This is a genomic window from Sedimentibacter saalensis, assembly GCF_007830175.1.
Taxonomy (GTDB): domain Bacteria; phylum Bacillota; class Clostridia; order Tissierellales; family Sedimentibacteraceae; genus Sedimentibacter; species Sedimentibacter saalensis.
This window is the reverse complement of sequence record NZ_VLKH01000002.1, coordinates 70803-96292: the sequence shown is the minus strand read 5'-3', so window position 1 is coordinate 96292 and position 25490 is coordinate 70803. Positions and strand designations below refer to the sequence as shown.

Annotated in this window: 12 protein-coding genes; 11 read left to right on the top strand and 1 reads right to left on the bottom strand. The window is 36.0% G+C overall.

Annotation, left to right across the window (positions count from 1 at the left end; genetic code table 11):
- Positions 1 to 53 precede the first annotated feature (53 nt).
- The gene (locus tag LY60_RS03315; RefSeq protein WP_246145356.1) at positions 54 to 1070 is read right to left on the bottom strand and encodes a LacI family DNA-binding transcriptional regulator; all 1017 of its coding nucleotides are present in this window, start codon (positions 1068 to 1070) and stop codon (positions 54 to 56) included.
- A gap of 227 nt (positions 1071 to 1297) precedes the next feature.
- Here LY60_RS03315 and LY60_RS03310 point away from each other — a divergent pair, with 227 nt between their 5' ends.
- The 11 genes from LY60_RS03310 (at position 1298) to LY60_RS03260 (ending at position 25460) form a co-directional block, all read left to right on the top strand.
- Positions 1298 to 1576: a DUF2325 domain-containing protein gene (locus tag LY60_RS03310; RefSeq protein WP_145079978.1), complete on the top strand. Its 279-nt coding sequence runs from the start codon at positions 1298 to 1300 to the stop codon at positions 1574 to 1576.
- 114 nt (positions 1577 to 1690) lie between these two features.
- Positions 1691 to 3106, top strand: a complete 1416-nt coding sequence (gene miaB, locus LY60_RS03305; protein ID WP_145079975.1) for a tRNA (N6-isopentenyl adenosine(37)-C2)-methylthiotransferase MiaB — start codon at positions 1691 to 1693, stop codon at positions 3104 to 3106.
- 106 nt (positions 3107 to 3212) lie between these two features.
- A complete protein-coding gene (mutS, locus tag LY60_RS03300; protein WP_145079972.1) occupies positions 3213 to 5834 on the top strand; it encodes a DNA mismatch repair protein MutS in 2622 nt (873 codons plus the stop codon).
- 12 nt (positions 5835 to 5846) lie between these two features.
- Positions 5847 to 7799 (top strand): DNA mismatch repair endonuclease MutL, encoded by a 1953-nt coding sequence (gene mutL, locus LY60_RS03295; protein WP_145079968.1) that lies wholly within the window; start codon positions 5847 to 5849, stop codon positions 7797 to 7799.
- Between the two features lie 12 nt (positions 7800 to 7811).
- Entirely contained in the window at positions 7812 to 8744 is a 933-nt protein-coding gene (miaA, locus tag LY60_RS03290) for a tRNA (adenosine(37)-N6)-dimethylallyltransferase MiaA (protein WP_145079965.1), read from the top strand.
- 19 nt (positions 8745 to 8763) lie between these two features.
- A complete protein-coding gene (gene hfq / locus LY60_RS03285) occupies positions 8764 to 9000 on the top strand; it encodes an RNA chaperone Hfq (protein ID WP_019227016.1) in 237 nt (78 codons plus the stop codon).
- A 3-nt stretch (positions 9001 to 9003) separates the two neighbouring features.
- Positions 9004 to 10296 (top strand): methionine gamma-lyase family protein, encoded by a 1293-nt coding sequence (locus tag LY60_RS03280; protein ID WP_145079962.1) that lies wholly within the window; start codon positions 9004 to 9006, stop codon positions 10294 to 10296.
- Between the two features lie 97 nt (positions 10297 to 10393).
- Positions 10394 to 12841, top strand: coding sequence for a LuxR C-terminal-related transcriptional regulator (locus LY60_RS03275; protein ID WP_170226094.1), 2448 nt, complete (start codon positions 10394 to 10396; stop codon positions 12839 to 12841).
- An 83-nt stretch (positions 12842 to 12924) separates the two neighbouring features.
- On the top strand, positions 12925 to 13185 hold the full coding sequence (locus LY60_RS03270) for a DUF2442 domain-containing protein (RefSeq protein WP_212633444.1): 261 nt from the start codon (positions 12925 to 12927) through the stop codon (positions 13183 to 13185).
- A gap of 2 nt (positions 13186 to 13187) precedes the next feature.
- Positions 13188 to 19196 (top strand): DUF5011 domain-containing protein, encoded by a 6009-nt coding sequence (locus tag LY60_RS03265; RefSeq protein WP_145079953.1) that lies wholly within the window; start codon positions 13188 to 13190, stop codon positions 19194 to 19196.
- A gap of 54 nt (positions 19197 to 19250) precedes the next feature.
- A complete protein-coding gene (locus LY60_RS03260; protein WP_145079950.1) occupies positions 19251 to 25460 on the top strand; it encodes an S-layer homology domain-containing protein in 6210 nt (2069 codons plus the stop codon).
- Positions 25461 to 25490 lie beyond the last annotated feature (30 nt).

Below are 25490 nucleotides of genomic sequence, written 5' to 3'. Positions count from 1 at the left end.
TTTTAATTTAACCATAATTTGTGCAAATTATTGAATGTATTATAAATTATGATTTAATGCTTAATGCTACGTGTTGATTCTCTTTCATGAAGCACAGATTCATATATAGTGTGACTGGGGACAGTTAACTCATGAGATGCAACCTCTGTAATTATTTTCATGCATTTTGCTGCCATTTTTTCCATGGGAATATCCACAACTGAAATGGAAGGTATGAAAAACCTACTGAATTCAGGACTTCCCATGCCGACAGCCATTACTTTCATTTGCTGAGGAACTGAAATACTGTGTTCTTTTAATGCATAGATAAGCCCCTGGGCAATACTGTCTGAATCACAAAAAACAGCGTCCGGAAGATTTCCTCTGCTTATAAGCGTATTTCCTGCTTCAGCTCCTCCAGCAATTGAACCTTCCACATATATTATATCATTTATGTTAATATTGTTTTTTAAACACTCATTTAGAAAAGCTCCGCTTCTTCTTGACATTGCCAGGTAGCTTTTTTTCTGACAAATTATATTAACTGATTTAACACCTGAAGCCATAAGGTGAACAGCTGCTTTTTTTCCTGCTTCTTCATTGTCTATTCCTACTGTGTGATATATTTCTGATTCTCTATTAAACATTACAGTTGGAATGGGAAGTGGATTATTATTTATATAATCATTATCGTCATCTGTGGTATTGGCAATTATTACTGCATTATAAGTATTCAAGTTGTACAGTCTTTTTTCAAACCTCAGCTTGTCAGACTCATAAGGACATATTGCTATGTCAATTGGCATTTGTAGCTTTAAAATTTCTGACTGCAGCCCTGACATGAACCGGCTTAAAAAAGACATGCGAAAGTCAGAAGCCCAGAATACTCCCACAGTGTATACATTAGATTCGTTGCTCCTCAATTTTCTTGCAGAAATGCTGGGTTGATAATTCAATTGTTTTATTGCTTCTTCTACTTTTTCTCTTGTGGCTGTTGATATTTTTCTTTCTTCTGCTTTGTTATTTATTATTACAGAAACTGTGGAAACTGAAACTCCCGCCAAATTAGCTACATCTTTAATAGTTGCCATTTTTTCCCCCGTTATATTTTCAATGATATTACAGTTCACATACATTATAAAATATGTAACGATTTACGGCAACACTTTTTAAATTTAGAATAAAATAAATCAATATTGACTTTAGGGCGTAGTTAGCATATACTAACTACATAGAATAAATTTTGAATGTACATAACAATAAAAATAAATAAAAAATTTTACAGTTAAGTTAGCGCCAACTAACCTAAGGAGGAAATATGAGCGTTGTAATAATTGGAGGACATGAGCGAATGGAAGCTCAATACAAAGAAATATGCAAAAAATATAAATGCAAAGCAAAAATTTTCACTAAAATGCCCGTAAATCTAAAGGATCAGATAGGAAATCCTGATCTGATGATTCTTTTTACATCCACAGCATCTCATAAAATGGTGCATTGTGCAGTAAATGAGTCTGAAAGAAATAAAATTGCAATTACTCGTTCACATAGCAGCAGCGCAAGTGCACTTAAAGGTATACTTGAGCAGTATTCATAGTTTACTTTTTTGTCATAATAATTACATTGAAAGAGTTTTTATTGAACAAATTTCTATTAAATGATATAATATTCAGGATGTAATTATAAAGGATATTTAGAAAGTTGGAGAATTATGAGCAAAAGAGTAATTATTAAAGATGCTAGACTTAGCAGCGACAAAATAATAGAGTTGAAAAATATAAACGAACAGTTTTTTATAATGAACGGCAGACGAAAAACTTATCACATTCTTACTTATGGTTGCCAGATGAATGAGCATGATTCGGAGAAAATTTCAGGAATGCTCACTTCCATAGGATATGAAGAAACAGATGACGATACAAATGCAGATTTGGTTATTTTTAACACATGTCTTATTAGGGAAAACGCGGAACTGAAGGTTTTTGGAAAACTCGGTGAAGTAAAAGGTTTAAAAAGGAATAATCCGAATATGCTTGTTGCAGTATGCGGCTGCATGATGCAGAAAGAAGAGATCAGAGAAAAGGTAATTAAGAAGTTTTCATTTGTGGATATAATCTTCGGCACAAATACAATACATGAATTGCCTGGTCTTATATACAATGCAGAAATTAACAAAAATAAGAGCATTGACATAATAGAAAACACTGAGCTTATATATGAAAACATGCCAAAGCAGAGAAAATTCAAGTACAAGGCTTTGGTAAACATAACATACGGCTGCAACAATTTCTGCACCTACTGCGTTGTTCCATATGTAAGAGGCAGAGAAAAAAGCAGGGAGCCTGAAGAAATAATCAATGAAGTTAAAGCACTGGCACAGGACGGATGCAAAGAAATCACGCTTTTAGGACAAAATGTAAACTCATACGGAAGCAATCTTGAAAAAAAATTCACTTTTGCCGAGCTTTTATATGAAATTAATAAAATTGATGGAATTGAAAGAATTCGCTTTATGACTTCTCATCCTAAGGATTTGACTGACGATTTAATAATGGCAATAAAACATTGCAGCAAGGTTTGCAACCATGTTCATTTGCCTGTTCAAGCCGGAAGCAATAATATATTGAACAAAATGAACCGTAAATACACTAAGGAACATTATCTTGATTTGGTTTACAAGCTAAAAAAAGAAATACCAGATGTTGCAATCACTACAGACATCATAGTAGGCTTTCCCGGAGAAACAGAGGAAGACTTTTTAGAAACTGTGGATGTTGTTAAAAATGTGCAGTATGATTCTGCATTTACATTCCTTTATTCCATGAGAGAGGGAACCAAAGCTGCTTTAATGGAAGACCAGATACCTGATGAAGTTAAGCACGAAAGATTTGACAGGCTTTTAGATGTTCTGTACAAAATAGTTCTTGAAAGAAACTCCCAATGCATAGGACATACGTATCCTGTGTTGGTTGAATCCACCAGCAAGACAAGCGACAACTTCCTCACAGGAAGAACAGAGCACTTCAGACTTGTTCACTTCAAAGGAACTGAAGAGCTTTTAGGTCAGATAGTGAATGTAAAAATAACAAACGTCAAAACATTCCACATGGAAGGCGAAATAGTTTAATTAATGAAGAGTTAAGAAATAAGAATGGGTGAAGGAATTGTGCAATGCATAATTCAAACTTTTTATTCTTCATTCTTCATTCTTAATTGTAAACGGGAGGTTCATAATGGCAAAATATACACCTATGATGGAGCAGTATTTCAGTATCAAGGAGCAGTATATGGACTGCATTCTTTTGTACAGGCTTGGAGATTTTTATGAAATGTTCTTTGATGATGCACTAATAGCATCAAAGGTACTTGAAATTGCATTGACAGGCCGTGACTGCGGCCAGGAAGAAAGAGCACCCATGTGTGGTGTTCCTTTTCATGCCGTTGACAATTACATTTCAAAGCTCATTGAAAACGGATACAAGGTTGCAATATGCGAGCAGCTTGAAGATCCGTCAGCTGCCAAAGGAATCGTAAAAAGAGATGTCATAAGAGTCATTACGCCAGGAACAATAATTGACCAGGGAATGCTTGATGAAAAAAGCAACAATTACCTATGCTGCACCTATGTTGACAAGGGGTTCGGCATGTGCTACGCAGACATTTCTACTGGAGATTTATATGTAACAGAAAACATCTCACTAAGTGATTTTGATATAAAAAGCAACAGATTTGATCTTTTGAAGGAAGAATTATTAAAAATAAATCCTTCAGAAATTATCTCAAACAAGCTCACACAAAATGATGCAATTGATTCCATGATAACATGCTCTGAGCCTTTAAGCTACAGCGAATACAAGGAAATAATACTCAAACACTTCAAAGTGGTATCCCTTGACTCATTCGGGCTTTCTGACAACAGCTATGCAGTCATGGCTCTTGGTATGCTTTTAAACTACCTTAACAATACACAAAAAACTAATCTTGACCACATTAACAAACTTCATTTTTATAATGTGGGAGAGTATTTGTACCTTGATTCAAGCACAAGAAAAAACCTTGAACTCATTGAAACCGTTCGAGGCAAAAAAGGTCAGGGCACACTGTACCACGTCCTTGACCATACCATGACAGCCATGGGAGGAAGACAGCTAAAAAAGTGGATTGAAGAACCGTTAAAAAACATTGTTTTAATCAACAAGAGACTTGATGCAGTTGAAGAGCTTTACGGAAATGTAATGGCTTCAAACAACATCAAAGAATGCTTAAAGAGCATTTACGACATTGAAAGGCTCATAAGCCGAATAGTTTACGGAAACTGCAACGGAAGAGACATGAATGCACTGAAGCAGTCTGTTTCAAGCCTTCCTGATTTAAAGAGTGAGCTTTCAGAGCTTTCCTCCAAAATGTTTATGGAAATCCAAGAAAGTTTTGATACACTGAGAGACATTTATGATCTTATAGACTCATCAATTGTTGATGAACCTCCCATTTCTGTTAAAGAAGGAGGTATTATAAAAGAAGGCTATAACTCTGAGCTTGATGAAATAAAGGAAATTACCGTACACGGCAAAAACTGGATTTCAGAACTTCAAAACAAGGAAAGAGAAGCAACGGGAATTAAAAACTTAAAAATTGGCTATACAAAAGTTTTCGGATATTATCTTGAAGTTACACAGTCATATCTTAGAAATGTACCTGAGCACTATATCAGAAAGCAGACACTGGCAAACTGCGAAAGATATGTCACACCGGAACTAAAGGAAATGGAAGCTAAAATTCTCAATGCCGACGAACAGCTCATGAAGCTTGAATATGAACTGTTTCTTGAAATAAGACAACAAATTAAAAGTCAGGTTGTGAGAATTCAGGAAACTGCATTTAATATAGCAATTATAGATACACTTAATTCACTTGCAATTGCAGCTGTCAGAAACAATTATGTAAGGCCTGTCATGAACAACAACGGCTACATGAAAATTGTTGATGGAAGACACCCTGTAATAGAAAAAATTATGAAAAACGAAATGTTTGTTCCTAACGATACATACATTGACAACAAAGAACATCGCATGTCAATCATTACAGGACCAAACATGGCCGGCAAGTCCACATACATGAGACAAGTTGCCCTCATAGCACTCCTTGCTCACATAGGAAGCTTTGTTCCTGCCAAAAGAGCAGAGCTTTGCATTCTGGACAAAATATTTACACGTGTTGGAGCTTCTGATGATCTGTCCCAGGGACAAAGTACATTTATGGTTGAAATGAGCGAAGTTTCAAACATTTTGAACAATGCCACTGAAAACAGCCTTCTCATTCTTGATGAAATCGGAAGAGGCACAAGCACATATGACGGATTAAGCATTGCCTGGAGCGTAGTGGAGTATATCACAAAAAAAATCAAGGCTAAGACATTGTTTGCAACTCACTACCACGAGCTTTCCGAGCTTGAAAGCAAATTGAAAAGTGTTAAAAATTACAGGATTTTAATTAAGGAAGACAATGATAAAATAATATTCCTTAGAAAAATAGTTGAAGGAAGCGTTGACAGAAGCTACGGCATCCAGGTAGCAAATCTTGCAGGGCTTCCTGATGAAGTTGTAGTAAGAGCAAAGGAAATTTTATCACAGCTTGACGAAAGCGACATAAACAAACCATTTGCTAAGAAAAAGAAAGACAGAATAACAGATAATTTCCAGGTTTCCATGTTCCATGAAGACCCAATTGAAAACAGCAAGAACAAAGAATACAAGGAACTATCTGAAATAATTAAACATATTGATATAAACAATGTAACTCCGGTTAAAGCCTTTACACTTTTAAATGATATAATTGAAAAGGCAAAACACATTTAAAGAAGGTGGACCATGGCTAAAATACATTTGTTGGACAACGAAACAATCAACAAAATTGCTGCAGGCGAGGTTATTGAAAGCCCTAAATCAATAGTGAAGGAACTTGTTGAAAATTCCATCGACGCCAAAGCTGATGAAATTATAGTTGAAATTAAAAACGGCGGTAAGAGTTTAGTCAGAATATCAGATAACGGTAAAGGAATCAACAAGGATGAAGTTGAGGATGCCTTTAGAAGACACTGCACCAGCAAAATTGAATCATCAGACGATCTTAATTCTCTTTTCACTCTTGGTTTCAGAGGAGAAGCACTGGCAAGCATTGCAGCAGTTGCTCATGTGGAAGTGATAACACGTACTGCAAATGATGACTACGGTATAAAGATGTCAATTGAAGGCGGAGAAATTAAATTAAAGGAAGATGTGGGATGCCCTGTTGGAACAACTATCACGGTGACAGAGCTGTTTTACAATGTTCCGGCCAGGAAAAAGTTCTTAAAAAGCGATGCGTCAGAGAGCGGAGGCGTAAATGAAGTCGTTGTGTCACTTGCACTGAGCAAACAAAATATTTCATTTAAATATGTGAACAACGGCTCCGTGGCATTCAGAACGCCCAAGACAACAAACCTTTTAAACACAATTTCAAGCCTCTACGATAAGGATTTGTACAATTCACTTTTGAAAGTGGAATATGAAGAGAACAACATAAAAATAAATGGTTATACAACAAATCTTAATTACTACAGAGGCAACAGAAAGCAGCAGGTTGTATTTGTCAACGACAGATTCATAAAACACAAGAGAATAAATTATTTTATTGAGGCTGCATACAACACGCTTCTGCCAAAAAATAAATATCCTGCATGCTTTTTAAAAATTGAAATAGATCCATGGCTTGTTGATGTAAATGTGCATCCGGCCAAGACTGAAGTGCGCTTCCAAAATGAGGAATTCATCTTAAATGAAGTAAAAAGAGCTATATACAAATCACTTAACTCTAAGAGCATAATGAAGGAAGTAACAAACGATATTTATTTAAGAGAAGAACATAGGGCAACAAAAGAACCCTCAAACAATTTTTCTGTATTTGAAAGAATAAATAAAGATAAAACGTCCCTTTATGATGGCACGGATTATTCTGACAGTTCAAATTATGATAACATAAAGTTCAAGGAAGTAAGCTTCACTGATAATAACACAGTTGATATTTTTGAAAATGCCATAGAAGAAGAATCCAGTAACCATAAATATGCCGATTTATGCCACATGGATATCTTTGAAGAAAATGATCATAAGCAACTAGATTATGCAGAAGACGAAATTAGCATAAACACTCCCATGCAGCACACGTTTTTAGAACATGAGGAGCAAACTGAACAAAAAATTCCGGAGCTTGTTGTTGTTGGAATTGTCATGGACACATATATAATCTGCGAAAATCCGGAAAAAAACCAGATGTTTATGATCGACCAGCACGCTGCCCACGAAAGAATAAACTACGAGAAATTTCTTGGACAGTACAACAAAAACCAAATCATTAGACAGGAACTTTTAGTGCCTGAAGTTGTAAATTTGTCATATGATGACTTTTGCACAGCATCAAATAATATGGAAATTTTCGAAAATTTAGGATTTTCCGTTGAAAACTTTGGAATAAATGCTATACTTATAAATAATGTGCCGACCATATTCGTAGATTCAAATATCAAGGACGTATTTTTCACCATTTTGGATTCGTTGAAAGACTCTGGCAAATCCAACTTAAACCTACTCCTTGACAAAATTATTAAGAACGCATGCGTCAAATCCGTTAAGGCTGGAGACAGATTGCATATATCAGAAGTAAGAGCACTGCTGGATAATCTTAAACAAACAGAAAATCCGTATACGTGCCCTCACGGAAGGCCGGTAATAATCAAAATGACAAAATATGAAATAGAAAAAATGTTTGAAAGAATCCAAAGTTAAAGGAAATTTAAAATGAGTAATAAAATAATAGTTATAGTCGGACCTACTGCTGTTGGAAAGACTTATGTTTCAATTGAGCTTGCAAAAAAGCTGGGCACTGAAATAATCTCAGCAGACTCAATGCAGATTTATAAGGGTATGGATGTGGGTACCGCAAAAATCAAAACTGAGGAAATGCAGGGGATAAAACATCATATGATTGATTTGGTCTATCCTGATGAAAATTATTCTGTTTCGGATTTTAAAAGAGAAGCAGAAAAAAACATCGACGAAATTATTTCAAGAGGAAAGGTTCCCGTAATTGTTGGAGGAAGCGGCCTTTACGTGAATTCCCTCATATATGATCTTGATTTTTCCAATGCAAAATCCAATGAAAAACTAAGAGACTATTACACTTATTATCATAAGGAACACGGTGAAGATGCTCTTTATGAAAAACTAAAGAAAATTGATCCTGAATCTGCAGAAAAAATACACAAAAATAATGTAAAGCGCGTAATACGCGCATTGGAGGTTTATGACCTCACAGGAAGAAAGTTTTCAGAAACGAACACTGACATAAGAAAAAAAAGCAGCAAGTATGACTTCATACTTATTGGTCTAAGCATGGACAGAAAGATCCTTTATGAAAGAATTAACCAAAGGGTTGATAAAATGATAAATGAAGGACTGGTAGAAGAAGTAAAATCACTTCTCGACAAAGGTTTTGAAAAAAACCTGATTTCAATGCAAGCAATAGGGTATAAAGAGATTATAGAATTTCTAGAAGGAAACATCACTTTTGAAGAAGCCGTAAACATTCTCAAGCAAAATACCAGACATTTTGCCAAAAGGCAGTTCACATGGTTTTTAAAGGATGAAAATGTGAAATGGTTTGACATTGAAGATGTAAATAAAATTGATGCATCTTTAGAAAATATATATGATTACCTAGACCTTATTTAACCATGAAAGGAGAGATTGTATGAATTCAATCAATTTGCAGGACGCTTTTTTAAACAATGTCAGAAGAGAAAAAATAACAATAACTATATTTTTAAACAACGGTTATAAACTTACAGGCACAGTAATAGGCTTTGACAACTATGTGGTTTTTATTGAAACAGACAAGGGGCAGCAGCTTGTTTACAAACATGCAATAACATCAATACTGCCATACAAGCAGGTAAGACTTTTCAGCAACGAAATTATAGAGGAGTAATAAATGTCGACAGAAGAAATATTATGTAAACAGTTTGGCATAAGCGAAACTGTTTATAATTATGTTACAAAAATAGAAAAAGATTTAAAAGAAAAATATTTTGATAAAATAGAAAAAACAAGGGAAGCAAATCAATATAAAGTAATTTATGCAATGCAGGAACACAAGCTTGACTACACAAACTTTTACTGGAACACAGGATATGGATACGATGATGTGGGGAGAGAAAAAGCAGAAAAAATATTTGCTTCTGTCTTTCATACTGAAGATGCACTTGTAAGACCTTCCATAGCTTCAGGAACACATGCTCTTTACCTTACACTATCAGCCATACTTCAGTATGGTGACGAAGCCATTGCCATATCAGGACGTCCATATGACACATTATTGACTGTCCTTGGAGAAGAAGGAAATGAACCCTGCAATTTGAAGGAAGCAGGAATAATATATAAGGAAATTCCTCTTTACAACAACGACATCGATTGGGAAAGTGCAATAAAGGCTGTTACTATGAAGACAAAGCTTCTCATGATTCAGCGCTCCACAGGATACAGCTTCAGACCTGCTCTTACAATTGAAAAAATAAAAAATGCAATAGCAAAAATCAGAGAAGTATATCCTAACATTTATATAATGGTTGATAACTGTTACGGAGAATTCGTAGATGAAATTGAACCCTCTGACATAGGAGCCGATGTAATAGTAGGATCCTTGATCAAGAATCCCGGAGGAGGAATTGCTCTTTCCGGAGGATATGTGGCAGGCAAAAAAGCAATAATAGACCGTGTAGCAAATCGTCTTACAGCACCGGGAGTTGGAAAGGAAATAGGTCTTACATTTGGTACAACCAGAAACACACTGCAAGGGCTATTCTTTGCTCCTCATATAGTTAGTGAAGCAGTAAAAGGTGCAATGTTGTTCGGAGGAGTTTTTAGTTCCCTTGGATTTGAAGTTACTCCTGCACTGGAAGAACAAAGAAGCGATATTGTTCAGGCAATTAAGTTCAACAACAAGGACATGGTTGTCAAAATTTGTGAAGCAGTTCAAAACGCCTCACCTGTTGATGCTCATGTTTCACCTGTTCCATGGGATATGCCGGGATACTCAAACCAGGTAATCATGGCTTCAGGTGCCTTCGTGTCAGGTTCATCAATAGAATTAAGCGCCGATGCACCAATGAGACCTCCATACATAGCATACATACAGGGCGGATTGTTTTATGACCACTGCAAGCTGGGTGTTATGCTGTCTCTTGAAAAAATGATGGAGTTTGAAGAAGTGAAAAGTAAATTATAGAAAAAATCCGCAGTCATTGCGGATTTTTTGGCATATATATCCATTTTAAATGTTGAAAATTGTAAATTTTATGATATTATTAAATGGGGGGAATAATATGCAAAATAATTCAATTATTTACATACCAAGGATTAACAAAGAATTAACAAACATCGGCAGACATCCTCTGACAATAATCACAGCACCAATGGGTTATGGAAAGTCTACAGCTGTAAAACAATTCTTATCAGGCAGCGGCTTAAGACATATCTGGATTTCTTTGAATGAAGCATCAATGGATACCGGATATTTTTGGCGTGTTTTAACAACCAGATTGACCGGAGTCAATGAAGAACTTGGAAAGACATTGGATGGACTTGGATTTCCTCTGGACAACATGCAGCGTTCAAGAATTATTGATCTATTGAAAAAATTTTCACCACCTGAAGACTTTGTTCTAGTACTTGATGATTATCAGTATGCAGAAAATGATTTGCTTACAAACTTTCTCATTTCTATAATAAAATATTGCATTCCAAACTGCCACCTTGTAATAATAAGCCGATACCTGCTGAAATATGATATTAAAGAATTGTCCGCAAAAAATCTTGTGTGCACCATAGACCAGAAAACCTTAAAATTCAGCAATGAAGATATAAAAAAATACTTTATTAACATGTCAATGTACATCAGCAAAGATGAAATTTCACACATCCAAAATCTGACCGGGGGCTGGGCTGCAGCACTTTACCTTTTTTACCGCGGATTGACCTATGGCATGCCTTTAGAAAATATAACCGAAATAAATGAGCTTCTTAAAAAAGCTCTTTACGATTCTTATGACATGAAAACAAGGCAAGTGCTTTGTTCATTGTCAGTATTGGATGATTTTACCTCTGAAATGGCAGCTTACAGCACAGGCATTGAGAATATTGGGAAAGACATAGAAAGGCTAAGCAGTGAAAATGCATTTATAAATTTTGATTTAACAATTAAGAAATATACAATACACAGTGTCTTTAGAAGTTTTTTATATAAGGAAGCTGTTAATTCAGAAATTAATATTCAAGAAATTTACAGACGGGCAGGATTATGGCATATTGGAAGAAACAACATCAACCATGGATTTTACTATTTGTTCAAGGGTGAGGATTTTGATACCATGCTCAAAGAGTTGGAGAAGCCGGCACTGTATGTAAGGTCCTCTGACAGACCCATGATGTTCCATTATTTTGAACATATACCTGCTGATCATTTCAACAACCATCCAATAGCATATCTAAAATTTATATTAATGTTTATTATAACCGGAGATAAGAAAAAAGGCGCCAGCCTTTTAAATAATTTTGAAGAAGAATTGCCGAACAGAAACTATTCAAACAATGACTTGATAGAAATAAAAGCTGCAATTCACCTTATCAGAGTTTTTTTATCATTCAATGATCTGGACACGATGATTTATCATACAGATGAAGTCCTTAAGTTACTCGATGGAAAAGCATCAGTCATTTCAAGCTTTCAAGGACCTTTTTCCTTTGGAAGCCCGCATCTGAGCTACATTTATTACAAAGAACCCGGAACATATAAAAAAATTTCCGAAACTCCCCTTGAGAAATATGCTAGGGCATCTGGAGGTGCAGGTGTTGGCTCTGAATCACTGTGTGCAGCTGAATATTGTCTGGAAACAGGAGATTTATCTAATGCTGAAATCTTTGCAATTAAATCTTTATATGAGGCAAAATCAAGACATCAAACATCAATGGCTGTTTGTGCAGCTTTTACTCTTGCCAGAATTTATATTATTGAGAACAGGTATTCTGAAGCTATTTCCATGCTTGGAAACTTAGGCCATGATGTTTCATCAAATATAGAATCAATACTTCTCAACACTTATGACCTGTGTCTTGGCTACATATACGCCTGTACCGGAGAATATGAAAAAATTCCAAAATGGATACGTGAGGGCGATATGACCATCAATTCTCTTCTTATGCAAGGGGCAGTATTTTCCTATGTTGTGTATGGAAAATCCCTCATATTGTCAGAAAATTGGTCAAAAGCAGAAGCGCTGTGCGAAACGTTCACCAATTATTTCGGGATTTTTAATAATCAACTGGGTTTTCTTCATAATTACATAAATTTGTCCATTGCAGCCTATAACAGAGGTGAAATGAGCAAAGCAAAATCATGGCTTTTAAAAGCTCTCCTCATTGGACAGGAAGACAAAATAATAATGCCTTTTGCTGAAAACAGAGCAAGACTGATTTCTGTTTTAAATCTTGTATGTATAGATGATGGTTTGAACATGGAGTATGTTTCAAAAATTATAAAAATGTGCTCACGATATGATGAAATTGTTTCGAACTTCAATAAAATCGTTCTTACTTCAAGAGAAGTGGAAGTGCTGAAACTTGTGTCTAAGGGTATGAGCCGCAGCGAAATAGCTGAAAAACTCATAATTTCAGCTGCAACTGTAAGAACACACATTCAAAACATTTATCAAAAGCTGGAAGTAAACAAAAAAAGTGAAGCAATTGACAAAGCAGCTAAGCTTAATATCATATAAATACGTCTTTTTGACCGATGGAAGACTGAAAAAAATCCCCTATAATGTAAAATATAGGGGAATTTTTTTTGCGGGAGGTGATGTTGATACTATATTTTAAAAATGCAGTTCCAAAAGATGATTATACTTTAAGCATTGAATTTTCAAATGGCAGAAATGTTGAATTCCCCTTCAGCAACATGTTGATGCAGTTTCGTTTCAGTCCTCTTAAAGATGAATGTGTATGGAAGGCGGTTGAAGTTTTTCCAACTCATCTTGAATGGAACACTGGAACATTTCAGGTAAACCTTAACATAGAAGAAATTGTTCCAATCGTAAAAATTAAATCTGAGAAAGGAGGTTGAAAATGTTTAAAAAAATTTTATCATTGTTTTTGGCTATCATGATGATTGTAGCAATGATTCCATTGAACAATGCATATGCAGGCACTGCCGTTCCAGCAATGGACAATGTGCTCATGAAAAGCAATTATCAGTACATGGACCTGTTGTACGATTTCAGCAATGAAAACACCCCTTTGCCCAAAAAAGGAACCGGACCTTTGTACGATGATATCTTTTTTACCGATCCTGATGCTTACTGGACAAGAAAAATAGACAACACCATAGGCTATGTAACTCCTGGCGAAAGACCCACAGGTTCTTTCGGATTTTGCATAGACCTGAAAAAAAGCAGGCTCCTTGGAGCAGTTAAAAAAGGGGACCTTTACGCTGAGTGCACGGTAAATGCAAGAAACTATGATTATGACGGTGATTTTGGCAAGGCAGTCATAATTCCTTACAGCAGCGGAGGAGCTTACCTGACAGAATATTCAAGTGCAGAATATGACATGAACAACAAATGGGGCAATATAAGCGTAACCAGTCCATATATACGCAGTGATGCATATTATCTTATTTTCAGCGCATACGGAGAAAGAAGAGGAGGGGTTTTAAACAAAGCCCTGAATTTTGACGTCCATTCCATATATGGGAAAATTATTGACAAAACCCCTCCCAAGGTTGTCGGCATATCCGATACGGCAACAGACCAGTATGGAAATCAGTTCATTAGGCAGGACATAAACAAGAATGACCCTTCAATTTATGTGACCATGGATGAGGACTGCACCTTTGATATTGGAAATAAAGTAATTCTCACAAGAGCTGCAGACGGCTTTTATCCTGACAAATATGAAGTTTCGGCAAATCTGATATATGTTGGCGAAGAAAAATTTGATTACAGCACAGGAAATGTAACATACAAGTTCAGAATAGATACTTCACAGATATTCGGATATCATTACGACAAATTAAGGCTCAGCGTCTTAAACGCAAAAGATACATTAGGCAACAGAATTACTCAGTCAATGGAAAATATATCGCAGCTTGGCAAAGCAATCGACCTTGGAAAACCTTACTGGTCTCATTCTGCAACTAACAAAATTGGTTTCAGAGATGATTATGGACTTTCAAATGTAGGTTATTCTGTATCTTTAGGCAGTATAACAAATATAATTAATATATACGATGTTGGTGATACGGAAAAGCAAGAAATTTCAAACGCTGTAAAAAATAAGACTATTGAAATACCAGAACAGTTAATTACCGGCAATTACTACGTAAACGCATATTCTTATGACCTGGCTAAAAATTCAAGTTCATTGTATTTCAATGTTTTTTCAATAGGAAACAGTGACCCCATAAAATTTACATTGCAGAACAGCACAGCTCATTTTGCCATATCAGAAAATGATGTAAAGGCAGATGCTGATTTTGCTCTTACAAACATGACTTTAAAGGTTGATACATCTGTAATTCCAAAAGAAAAATTAAGTTCAGCCGAAATTCGCTACAAGTGGAGCAGCGTAAAGAACGACTCAATTTTAACCGAAAACCCTTCAACCTGGCAGGTAGTTAAGTTTAAACGGGAACAATCAGGTGCTTATACAGGTGAAACAGAACAAATTAAAATACCTGTCAAATCTGACATAACGGGTGAATTCCTCCAGCCACTTTTTGCTGAAGGCTATCTTTATGTAATACCTTACATGCATGATGATGTTTCAGGCATAAAGTACAGAACAGGCAGTCTTGCAACTCCTGTTGTTGGAATTACAGGTGAACCAAACAAAGTAAATTTGTTGCAGAGTTATCCATTAAACGGAATTTTTACAAATCTTGGGTGTGAATGCACAGGTCAAACACCTTCAGGTGATACGGTGGAATCCCATTATGCTGCAGTTAGAAACCACACAAAAGAAATCGGGTTTGTAATAGATGCTTCAAGCAAAGAAAAGTTCAGCAAAATCAAATGGTTTATAAGCCGCAAAGGGGATACATCATCTTACTTGACTCCTCCTGGTTTAACAGAAATTAAAGATTTTGGAACAGGTAAATTCAGTATACCAATTTCCGACATATCAAATTCAACAGGAAGCTATACGTTTACGTTAGCTCTTTATTCCATATACGGTGATGTAACTGTAAAAAAAATTGATGTGAACATTGAAAGTCCAAATGTGTCATGTACCAATGTATTATACAATGAAGCAACTCAAAATCTTGATTTTACAATAAATTATAATAAAAAATATGCTGTATTGTCTGATGTGCAAATTGAAATTTGCGGAAGAGACATAACTGCTTTCAAAGAGAATATTCTCAATGAAGAAGGAAGCATATATGCAGGGGCTGTTTTGTTAGAAAAAGATAAATGGGATACGGGATTTGGTGACAACACTCTTGTTAGAACTGAATTTTCTAATTCTGATCCAGCAAATCCTGATAAGATGAGCGCCAGCTTCAGGGCATCACTTACAAATATGGAGAAGGCAGGAGACGAGTTCATTAAACTGTCCGGTGAAAAGAGAGTTCATTTAAAGTATTTAACAGCTAATAATGTCCAGGTGTTTAACAATAATATTACCGTAATCAAAAAAACCAATATACCTCCAAGCGTTATGCTTATAAAGGGTACTTCTGATCTATACAAGACAGCAACTGATTACAACAGCGAACCCATAACTGTAAGAGCAGAAGAAATATTGGTTGACATGACAAAATTGAATTATGGATGGGTAGAAAACATTCATAATTCATTAGTTACTACTTCAGGTGCTATAAATGGCACAGCTGTAGCCATATCTTCAAACAAAATAGAATTTTCAGCACAAGTGCCGGATTTAGAAGGTGATGAACTTTACAAAACTTATTACCTTGCTGTCTATTCAGAAAACTCATCAAAAAAACATGCAGAAAAAATATACGGTCCATTTCATGTGTTGAATGAACAAATTAACAGCAAAAGGTTTTTAATTACTGCAACCGACAAGGCCATTGATGAAAGGAGCGTCCTTATTGCAGTTGATGACCGTTTAAGTTCCATTGAGGGTTTAATTAAAGCTGACATGGTTAAAACAACGTGGAAACATGAATCAGGTGATGAAAATAGAAATGTTGTAAAGAAATACGCAGTTGACTTCACAAAGGAAGAGGGTACAACAAACGTTTCCGTCATTAATATTCCTTATCCGGATCTGGTTGACACAGATGGAATGGGAGGAAATTACACTCTCGACAATATTGAAGTTTTCAATTCATCAGACAATTTAACAATTTTTAAATCATTTAAGCCCTTAAACATTGTGCACCATCTTCCTGAGTACTTTGTGACAATAAATAATCTTCCTGACCATTTACCACAAGGAGTGCATATATCGGCAAGCCAGGACAATACGGAAATTTCATATGGATGGATCAAACATCCATGGGAAATTCCTGAAAATTGGACCACCGCCAGGACCGGTACTTCAGGATTTGACATTACACACAATTTTAAGAAAAACATTTTTAACAACAGCATTTACATGTTGGCAAAAGCATGGAACAACATTTACCGGTCAGATGAGCTGACACTGCCTGACACTGCCTTGGAAAACATTGATGCAGCAATAAGTTCGGGAAAATCATCAGACGGACATCTGTTTCCAATAATAATTGAACTGCTGCCTGAAAATATGGATAAACTGGCTAAGGTGGAAGTATTTGACCATTTCAGTACAACTTCAGGTACGGCCATAAAATTGACTGACATGTATAAAATTTCTGACAGTAAGGCAGTTGGAATGGCAGCCCTAGTTACCAGCGGAAGCGCCATAAGCTGCAATGTTGTTATTAATGGTTTTGATAAGGGCAACAAAATAGAATCTGAAATCAACGAAACATATGCAGCACCTGTTTATTCAATTTCCAACAGAACAATAACATTAACAAATAAAGACGACTATTTGAAATACAAGTTAATCTCCAAAAGCGGAACAGTTTTCTCTTTTAATATGGAAGGCACGGCCGAAGTATTTTATGAGGGAGACTACTTGCTGATTTATGATGATGGAATAGACTTCTACAAGCTGACTTTTGATTCTGTTCAATATTCAGAAAGTGATATAACAGCAGTATTAAAACCTGCAACGAAGCCTGAAGAAAAAACTACAGGACCGGTGACTGCGTCAATATATATGCCTCTTGGTGCAGTGATTGAAGATAAGTATGGCGTTGTAACAAATGTTGAGTATGAAGGAACAAAGACAATTGCAACTGCAGTATTTTACAGAAATGCAAGCTATAGATTCAATATAAAATTTGCCAATGGTTATGTTCTTCCGAATCCTTATGGTATATCGATAAATTATATTGATGAAAATTTTGCTCCGGAAATCACAGCTGTAACTTCATCCTCTGCAATAACATACTTGCCTGCCGGGCCTGAGATTACAAATGAAGATGTAACAGCTTCATTAAATCCATCAATGAAAGTTATAAACAATAACGGCATAAATTCTCATACATTTAACAGAAACGGGAAGTACAGCTTCATTGTTCTGGATGAGGATAAAACATTGAAGGAATATGTTGCAGCAACAGACTGGATAGACAAAATTTGTCCGGTTCCTAAAATATCAAAATATGTTTGGTATGACACAGATGATGATTCAGTGGTTGATGTGGGAGAGAAAACTATTCAAATACCTGAAGGATTTAAGACTAAGCAAAATATAATAGTTGAAATTGAATTTCCTCATGTGGATTTAAAATCAAGACCTGTAAAAATAAACGGTTCTTCTGAGTTTACAAAGGAGGACGTTTTTGAATCAAACACTGAATATGCATACAAATATGTTTTACCGTACAAACCATCAACCAGTGAAACAAATCCAATATGGCAGCAAAACCTTACCTTCACAGATATATTGGGAAATTCAATGAACTACAATCTTTTAATTGATGAAATAGACAGAAATGATCTGTTGACTCAGCTTAATTACAGTACAACTGATTTCACAAACAGAGATGTTGTAGTATCCATGCTGTCAAACAAGCCTATTAAAAGATTTGAGGTAGTTGAAGTAATTGATGGAAATGGAAATATAGAACAAATTGAAAAAAATGCTTCTCCAACCTATGTTTTCAAAGAAAACGGCACCAAAGATTTCAACTACAGAGAAATCAATGTTGTTCAGCCCGATCTTGAAGAAGGAACGCTGACAGCAAATGTAACATGGATTAATAAGCGTATACCCGTTGTATATGTTGAATATTCAAAAACAGTTACAAATAAGCCTGTAGAAATAAAATTTACAATAGTTGACGGAGTATCAGAAAATGCCAAGTTAAAAAATGGACTAAAAGACATTGTTTTAGCACCGTGCAGTTCAGGAAATAATCTGACAGGTACAATGACTGTAAGTTCAAACGGTAAATATTCAGTTGAAGTAAGCAACAAATACGGCAATACAGGAACAATAATAGTTCCGGTAACAAATATTGACATGGATCCTCCGTTAATAAGCATTAATGGAAGAGAAGCTGTCTATATAAAAGTTGGTGAAAAATATTATGATAAAGGAGCCACTGCTTTTGATAAACGTGACGGGGATGTTACTAAGGGATTAACCGTTACAGGCAGTGTTGATACATCTGCTGCAACCGGAAACAGTTATTATACTTTAACGTATACAGCAACTGATACAGCCGGCAACACAAGCAGCAAAACAAGGCGTGTTCATGTACTTGATATAAGTTCAGCAGTTGCTGTGGTAGAAAATGAAATAGTGGATTTAAAAAGCCAGGCAATAACAAATATCAAAATACCTAGTACCGGTACAGTATATATTGAATTTGTAGGTATAGAGGGAAATTATACAGCCAAGTACAAAAAAGGTGAGAGTGAAAGTTATGACAATTCCTATTTTAAAAGAAACGGAAGCTTTCTGTCAAAACTTGGAACAATGTCAGCTGATTCCGGCATATATACTTTGTTCGTGCAGGATCAGGAAAGAAATACCCGAATAATCAAGCTTAACTTCTACAAATAGAAAGTACAGATGCGGCTGCGGCCGCATCTGTAACTTTACAGAAAGGAGTGCAATATGAATAAAACCAATAAAATAATTTCTGTTATATTGTGTATTTCCATTATTTTTTCAATTTGTTATTCTCCTGTAGCCTATGCCGGTACAAGTGAATGGAATGATCCGGTGGTTCAGATTAACAACGGTGTCATAAGAGTTACTGCAGATAAACAGTCAGGACGATTTATAGCTGAAACACTCAGCGGCATTCCAAATAAAAGTTCAGATGACAATCAGGATTTATTGTATGGCAATAGGTTTCAAAGCCCTGAAACATCATATACCACTGTCAGAATTGACGGAGAAGACTTTATATTTGGCAATTCTTATGATTTTATGGGATTAAATGGTCATTACACAACAGCACCATATGTTGAAACCGATACAAACAGCATTGTAAGCGAGTGGGCAGTTAAAGGCGTCACAATAAAACAAAGACTTACTCTAATGACAAATCCAAAGCTCCCAAGCATTGGAAATGTCTATGTATCATACGAAATAATAAACAAGTCATCAAATTCGAAAAATGTTGGGCTGCGCATGCTTCTAGATACAAAAATAGGCCTGGTTGATTGCCCTGCACTTACCATACCGGGGCAAGGATTTATATATAAAGAATCTGAATTTAGGGGAGATGAAATACCTACAATCTGGTATGCCTATAATCAATATATTTCTCCTGAGATTATTGCAGTAGGGGCTGTATCAGGAGAAGGCCTTTCAAAACCTGATAAACTTCAGTTTGCAGCATGGGGTGATGTTTCGCAAACAAAATGGGACTACACCATAGACAGAAATAAATCCATAATTCAAGTTCTTGTTGACAATCTTCCCTATGATGGTCCTAATGGAATATACCCAGAAAATTCTACTGTGGATTATGCCGTAAAGGACAGCTGTGCAGTTATGTACTGGAACCCTGAAGAAGTTAAACAAGGGGAATCCTTGACAATCGATACTGCTTATGGAGTGGGAGATGCTTCTTCAGCCGGTGATGCTGCAAGTTACAGAATAAGCCTGCAGGGAACTGACAAACTCAACATGAAGCAGGATAAATCAGGTTATACAACAGAATTTGTAAGTGCAGAATTTAACATTGATAATAATTTTGACAATTCAACAAATATATCCAGCGCACAAATAGAACTGGAGCTGCCTGATGAATTAACACTTGTTGAAGGAGAACAAAAAACTGTTATCAGCAGCCTGACAAAAGGGAGCTATCACAGAAGTATATGGAAAATAAGACCAAAGGTTCAGGAAAACTATACTGTTTCTGCCTACTCTGTAATTTTCAGGGCAGAAGGAAAGGTAACTCAAAGGATTACTAAAATACTAATTATGGAAGGTTCAGTTGGTGGATTGCCTAATATAGCTTTTCTCGACTATGCACCTAAGACTCCTTTTTATGTTTATGACAAATCAAGAACCGTCTCTGTAAATGGCAGCGGCTTTGATGTTTTCGGCAGTGCCATTAATCAAATTATGGAGGCAAAGTTAATTAAAGGAAGTCAGTCGTTCAATATTGATCCTAAAACATTAATCAGCAGTTCTGACAATGTGTTCAGCCTTTCAATTCCTGATGGTATTCCTCTTGGCACATATGATTTGTTTGTATCTGTAGCTGATGCAACAGGAAACAACAAGGATATGAAGACATTTAAAAGTGCTGTAGTTATTTCAGAAGACATTCAATATTCACATAATCTAGTAAACTCCATACAATTTCCAATTGTTATGAAGGAAGACGGCATCAACACACCAGAAGAATACATAACAATACATGGAATATTCATCGACAACAAGGATGGAACATATACATCTTTAGGCGCTGAATATAAAAATCCTGTTATAATAAACAACACGTTGAATTACTCAGGCGGCACATTGCTGGTTAACACAAATCCTTTACAGGCATCATTGATTTCAAACAACGGACTGCTGTGGTGTGAAATAATAGATCAAAACAGCAAGGCAGTTACTCAGACCATAATAGCAAAATCAGGATTCAGGTTTGAAGCCGACGGCGAAATGGGTGATGAGGACACAAAAGTCAGAATGGTGTATGATCTTGAAAAACCAGGTGTTAATTCAACAACTGATGTTTCATATAAAAATATGCCAATCACCATCCACAAGGTCATTCTTACTCAAACAGGCATTGATATTAATGGTTCCATGGGCATACTAAACCCTCTTACATATCTTACAAATTCAGTGGTGCCAAATGAAGATGTCGACAAACTAATAGGAGAGTTGGGAGGGATTGGATATTTTCAGGCTGAACTGGGAAACATTTCACTTGACCAGGATGGAATGAACATTGACGGAAGGTTTTCTTTTGTCATGCCATTTGCCTTATCATTAGTATCAGGCACAGATGCCGTTCTTGAAATCAATACAAAGGAAGAACATATTGTGGTGGAATTAGGCGTAAGCATAGGAAATATGCTTCCTGTTTCTGCAGGAGCAAAGTCACGAGTCGGTTTCAGGCGAGGCAGAATTGATGAGTTCTACATAAAAGAGTCTTTTCCTGAAGCCATACCTGTTGCGCCTCCTATACCTTTTGGCATAGCAGGAGTGTCAGGAGGACTTAACAACTTATCATTCAAGGGAGCACTGCCTCTAACTATGGTCCTTGGTTTGTCTCTTTCAGATACTACAGGCCTAGACTTTCAAAGCTACAACTTATTGTCTGTAGACGGAGAAGCAGAAGTTTCAGCTTTCCATTATCAGAGCAATGCCTCTGCGGCAGTTTATATGATGGATATAGCCGAAGTAAATCAAAGATATGTCTGGTGGACACTGGATCCTAATATAGAAAAAAGAGGAATTAGAATTGAAGGTACTATTCTTTATTATGTATTTGAAGGTAAAGTATATGTTTCATATTTTGAAGGTGAAGGATTCATTGGAAAAGCAAATTTAAACGTAGTAGTTCCTAAACTGGTACCTGTAATCGGAGGACTGGTTCTGGTGGGTGTAGGAGCCGAAATAACCGAATACAGCATAGCAGGTTCCGCATATGTCTTGAACCTTGATATTGGCATCAGGTATTATTTCTATACAAATAAGGTTGAATTTCTGGAGATGAAGGAAGAACTGGAAAGTTCAAGGAATGGAATAGAAATAGAATACGGAGATGGCTTCATAGCAGAATACGGTTATAATTTTATTCCTGTTGATACAACACAGTATGCAGACGAAAATTTAAATTACATTACAGAGCTTAATTTAACCAACAACAGCAATGTGATGCTAGTTTTGAAAATGACGGAAGAACAGTTTAACAAGCTTGACGAAGACAGCATTAAAATCATAAGACCTGGTACAGGAGGAATTCTGAAGGTAAAATACATCAACAACACTGACTTAATTGATGCTGAAGGAAAAATTGTCAATATTGAAGCAGAACAAAATGAAATCATAGGTGTTAAACAAATTATAGATAATTCTGCTGATGGTATGGCCAATGAATACATGGTTACAGTTCCCATGGCTTCACCGGAAGACGGACAATGGACTATTATAACAAATGGCAGCATGGAAGTATTGCCTTATTCTTCAATGCAGAATCCTGAAATAGTCAGCTTAACATCTGAATACAACAGTGACGGTACCATTACTTCAAAGTGGGTATTGGATAAAGAACCTGACAAATTCAGATTGTATATTGTAAATTCAGATAACGTGAGTGAAGATGAGTTACATAATCCGGCTAGTTTGTGGGGAAAAGGCAATCTTCTTTACGGTCAGACTGTTACAACAAAAGATTACACTGTTCCTTCTACAAATGAAAAAATGCAGCTGGAGAATGAAATTATATATACAACACCCACAAAGGATGGAGAAGTTGGAACCTATACAACTGAAAAGCTGAACCTTCCTACAGGCACATACTTTATATATGCAAAGGCTGATAAAGAAAACACTGTTGCAGCATACGAAGTATGTCAAATTAGTATTGCTAATCCTGCAACTCCTGATTCACCTAAAAACTTTTTAGTAGAAGATATAGGCAACAATAGTATAAAACTTTCATGGGATGCAGATTACAGCGTATCCAGATATTTCATATACAGGAAAAACAGCTCCGACGAAAAATATGATACCGGGTCTCCTTTTGCAGTGTATGAAGTTGACAAATCAGGAGAAATGCTTGACAGGTTTGAAATAGTCATACCAGGTGATGAGGTTGACAAAGGCAATCCAACTTCAAAATCATATTATTTTGACATAAGGGCTGTTGGTAAGAAGCCTCAGCTGTTGACTTCATTAAATGCTATCAGCATCAATAATGATGAAACCATAGGTTTGCCTGCATCAGGCTTTGTTAAAATGTCAGTTCCTGAAGAAATAACTGTATACAGCGAATTAAGATCGGCAGATGACAAAATATATCAAAAGCCATTTGTGGAAAAAGATAATGACGGCATTGAACACCTGTACTACATGTATGTGACAAAGTCAAAAAATACGTTAATAAACTGTTCATCCGAGCATCCTGTTAAATATAAAATAACCCAAAACGGAACAGGACTGCCGAGTTCACATAGTGGATATGTAACAGACTTCAGTGAAAAATTAACTCTTTCAGACGGTATAAACTACTTCATAATCACATATGAAAATGAAGGGGGAGACACTCTGGTAGAAGAATATGTAGCTGAGCTTGACAACAAGGCTCCTTCACTGGTTGTACTTGAACCGGTGGAAGGTAAAGTTGCAGTTAACGGAAAAATAAATGTATCAGGTGTAACTGAACCCTTCGCAGTAGTTTCTGTAAATAATTTGAACTATGAATCTGATTATAACGGAAATTTCACTGCTGAAATTAATTTAGGAACATCTTTTATTTCTGAAATAACAATTGAAGTGAGGGACACAGCCGGAAATGTTGCTTCTAAAAAAATAAGTGTATTAAATGACATGGCAAAAATAAGTGATATAACACTGATTCCTGAATATAAAATAACTACTACAGGAATGTCGCAACAGCTTAGCACTTATGTTTCAGAAAATGATGTGCTGGGTGAGAAACTGCCGAGTAACCTTGTAAAATACAGCATAACTCAGGGCAGTGATCTGGCAGCTGTAAATGCTGATGGTATTCTGACTGCCAAATATGCAGGTACAATAATTATAAAGGCAGAGGTATTTGTTACAGACAACGCATCCTTAAGCGACAGTATTGCAGTTGAAATATCAGGAGATAAAAAACCGGGGCCAAGCCGTTATTATCCGCCGGTATATTCTAAAGAAGAACTTACATGGCTGGCAGGAAGCAGCATGTCTACATCGGGAGGAATTATTAAGACTGTTGATGGTGTGGAACTTAACGTACCAAAAGGAGCAGTGCCGTACTTCCAGGAAAATGTAGATATCTATGTGTATAATGACATTCCCGGTATTTTAAGCAAAATGAAGATTCCATCAGGAGCCTCTGCAGCAAGCAGCCCTTACTATATAAGCCTTCTGACTGATTTTAAAGTTCCAGCACAGCTTACACTTCCAGTGAACGGCTTTGACAAAGCGTATATCTACTACTTTGATGAAAACATCAAAGCATTGATTTACAAGGGTGGAGAAATGTCCTCTGACAAAACAAGAGTTACAGCCCATATAACAAAACCCGGCACATATATTGCTTTAAATTATCCTTCTCAAACTATATTTGCTGATGTAGCAGCAGATTTCTGGGGATATGATTATATTTATGGATTGAACTACCTTGATATAATAAACGGGTATGAAGCAGGCGGTAAGACAATATTTAAGACTGATTCATACATAAAGCGTTCAGAATTTATAAAACTTCTTATAATGGCTTACAACATAAATTTTGGTGATGCAGAAGGAATTGAACTTAAGTTTGCAGACAATGAAAACATACCTCCGTGGGCAGTTCCATATGTAAAAGCTGCTGTAATGAAAGGACTGGTCAACGGTAAAAATATTGACGGTAAAAATTATTTTGCTGCTGATGATTTTATTACAAGAGAAGAAATCGCTGCAATGATTGGAAGAAGCCTTGAAGAAGTTAAAGCAGGAAGCAAACCATTTAACGACAGCAGTTTTATCAGCAGCTGGTCCAGAGAAGAAATAATGAAACTAGTTGAGCTGGGCATAATAACCGGCTACGAAGACAATACTTTCAGGCCTAAAAACAATGCAACAAGGGCTGAAACAGCAGTACTGATATACAAGTATTTAATGCTGTTTAAATAACACTCCAAGACTGGCAGTTGCCAGTCTTGG